Source organism: Microcystis sp. LE18-22.4A (genome assembly GCF_027531105.1).
Lineage (GTDB): Bacteria > Cyanobacteriota > Cyanobacteriia > Cyanobacteriales > Microcystaceae > Microcystis > Microcystis aeruginosa.
The window spans coordinates 1-2,309 of the sequence record NZ_JAPZRB010000079.1 but is presented as its reverse complement, the minus strand read 5'-3'; the positions used below and the strand labels follow the sequence as shown (position 1 = coordinate 2,309).

Genomic DNA, 2,309 nt, shown 5'->3' with positions numbered 1-2,309 from the left:
TCGGCGGTAGTGGTTGTCCACCCTGGAATCACAGTAGAGCCTGGGTTCAAAGACATCCATCCAAATCCATTATTGACGAAAGGCCCGGCAGTCTTTTCAAAGCTGCCCTTTTGGAGTAGGTTAGCTGCTTGCGCTGTACCTGCTGCCAGACTGATAAGTATTTGGGGGCGGGGGGGGGGGTGGTTTTTGTTGTTGTGTTTTGTGTTTTTGTGTGGTGTGTGGGTTGTGTTTTTTGGTGGTGGTTTTAAGCAGTATTTAGCTGACCATTGGTATAGGCAAGGACATCAATTTCTAGGTGTTGTCCTTCTTTACTGACTCGCACACTGGGACTGATAACTTCCATACCAAAGCGTTGTCTGAGAATCTTTTCCATTGAAGGGAGGGCAAGTCCTTCGGTAAAACTGCCGAATTTTGCACCGAGTCCCCCAATTTGCTGACCTAATTCTTTGAGTTGTTTGTCAGTTTTCTTCTGTTGTTGGGCGTTTTCCTGCTGTTGCTGACTAACTTCCTTCAATAGTAGGTCAGTCTCCTTCAGTTGTTTGTCAGTTTCTTTTTGAGCAGTCGCTAATTCGGCTAAGAGTCGCCATACGTCTTCGGATGTAGTTGCCATAGCTAATTTTTTCTCTCTGATTTAGTCTATTGCTATTTTACTGAATTTTGCCGATTCATGAAGAAGATAGTGCTTCTGCCTTTGAGTAAGAGAGCGATAAGTAGGGCGTGTTACGCTGTCGCTAACATACCTTTATTTTTATAAGTAACTTAGAGTATTGTTAAGATTTGATAAATTTAACGGCAAGACTTTCAAATCTACAGAATTAAACATTATAGATCAGGCAGAACCACATTTTTTAAGAGGCATTTAGTTATGACATTAGTAAAATTGATTAAAAACTCCATCGGGGGGGGGGTAATACTTATCAGTCTGGCAGCAGGTACAGCGCAAGCAGCTAACCTACTCCAAAATGGCAGCTTTGAAAATACTGCCGGGACTTTCGTCAATAATGGATTTGGATGGATGTCTTTGAACCCAGGCTCTACTGTGATTCCAGGGTGGACAACCACTACCGCCGAACTGGCATGGGGGCAAAATGGCAGTTCGGATGGACTTACTACTCCTTTTGGAGCTTTCAGGCTCGATCTTAGTGGTTACCACGATTCCTCTCCCTATGGAGGCGTGACTCAAACTATTAACACTACGGTGGGTCAGCAATATACCCTCTCTCTCTCTTTGGGAATTTTAAACCCCACTTATCCAGGTCCTATCTCAGTCACCGCGACCGCCGGTTCCTCTAACCAAACATTCACGTTCAATCCATCAGGTTCTGGCAATCAGTGGGGTGGCTTCAGCTTGGATTTCACTGCGACGAGTACGTCCACTCCTATCTCTATTGTTGGAATTTCAACCGCAAACACACATTATCTTGGGCTAGATAATGTATCAGTTGAAGCAAAAACCACACAAACTGTTCCTGAACCTAGCACAATTTTAGGCTTAGGTTTATTGGGATTTGGTGCTTTCTGCCAGCGCAAACTAGCTCAAGGGAAGAAGTCAAAACAGGACAATTGAGTTGAGAAATTTGGGATTTCTTTCAACAAATTTTTGATAGGTGTCTATGTGCAGATGAATTATCAGGCCAGCGGCAAACAAGTCGCCCCCATGGAACGGGCCATGGGTTTAAGTGATGAGGTTATTCGTTATTTAACCCTAAAACTCGATCGCGTGGTGGCCCCCCCCTGCGGATTTATCTCCCTTAACGGAAATTCCCCCCTCTCCTATCACCGAAGCGGTGGTGGAAGAGGACGGCATCTCCGAGGAAGATTAATTATAGTCACAACTGTGTCGGGTCAATGCCCAATTCCCGTAATCGGGCAAAAGCGCGATCGCGTTCTTGTTGTGCTTGGTTGCGTTCTTGTTGTGCTTGGTCGCGTTCTTGTTGTGCTTGGTCGCGCTCCTCAAAGAGGGTTTCAGGGTCTTTAAATCGTTCCCCATCGGGATAAAAGACCTCTAAACCCTCTTCAAACATCTCAAACCGAATCCCTAGGATTGGGGAAGTCCAGGGAAAATTCAAGGCCGTTACTGGGAAAAAATCCTCTTGCTGATTGGGTCGCACCAATCCCCAGAAATCATGGGAGTCTGGGTCATAGAAAAACATTTCTAATACCCCATACTCCCGATAGAAAGACTGCTTTTTGAGCATTTCCCTGGCACTATTGCTCGGAGAGAGGATTTCAAACACTACCTGGGGGGCAATATTGTCTTCTTCCCATTGTTTATAGCTGCCGCGCTCACCCGGTGGACGGCCGAAAAC

Annotated in this window: 2 protein-coding genes and 2 pseudogenes; 2 read left to right on the top strand and 2 right to left on the bottom strand. The window is 45.5% G+C overall.

Annotation, left to right across the window (positions count from 1 at the left end):
• Window positions 1–247: 247 nt before the first annotated feature.
• Window positions 248–610, bottom strand: a pseudogene (locus O9295_RS03490) (DUF3782 domain-containing protein); the annotation flags it as partial.
• 255 nt (window positions 611–865) lie between these two features.
• On the opposite strand from O9295_RS03490, the gene O9295_RS03485 reads away from it, so the two are divergent.
• Window positions 866–1,567, top strand: coding sequence for a PEP-CTERM sorting domain-containing protein (locus tag O9295_RS03485; protein WP_288031737.1), 702 nt, complete (start codon window positions 866–868; stop codon window positions 1,565–1,567).
• 27 nt (window positions 1,568–1,594) lie between these two features.
• Window positions 1,595–1,823 (top strand): annotated as a pseudogene (locus tag O9295_RS27680) (30S ribosomal protein S6); the annotation flags it as partial.
• A gap of 6 nt (window positions 1,824–1,829) precedes the next feature.
• Here the strand turns inward: O9295_RS27680 and O9295_RS03475 are convergent.
• Window positions 1,830–2,309, bottom strand: a 480-nt coding sequence (locus tag O9295_RS03475; RefSeq protein ID WP_288031734.1) for a Uma2 family endonuclease, incomplete at its 5' end; no start/stop codon positions are given.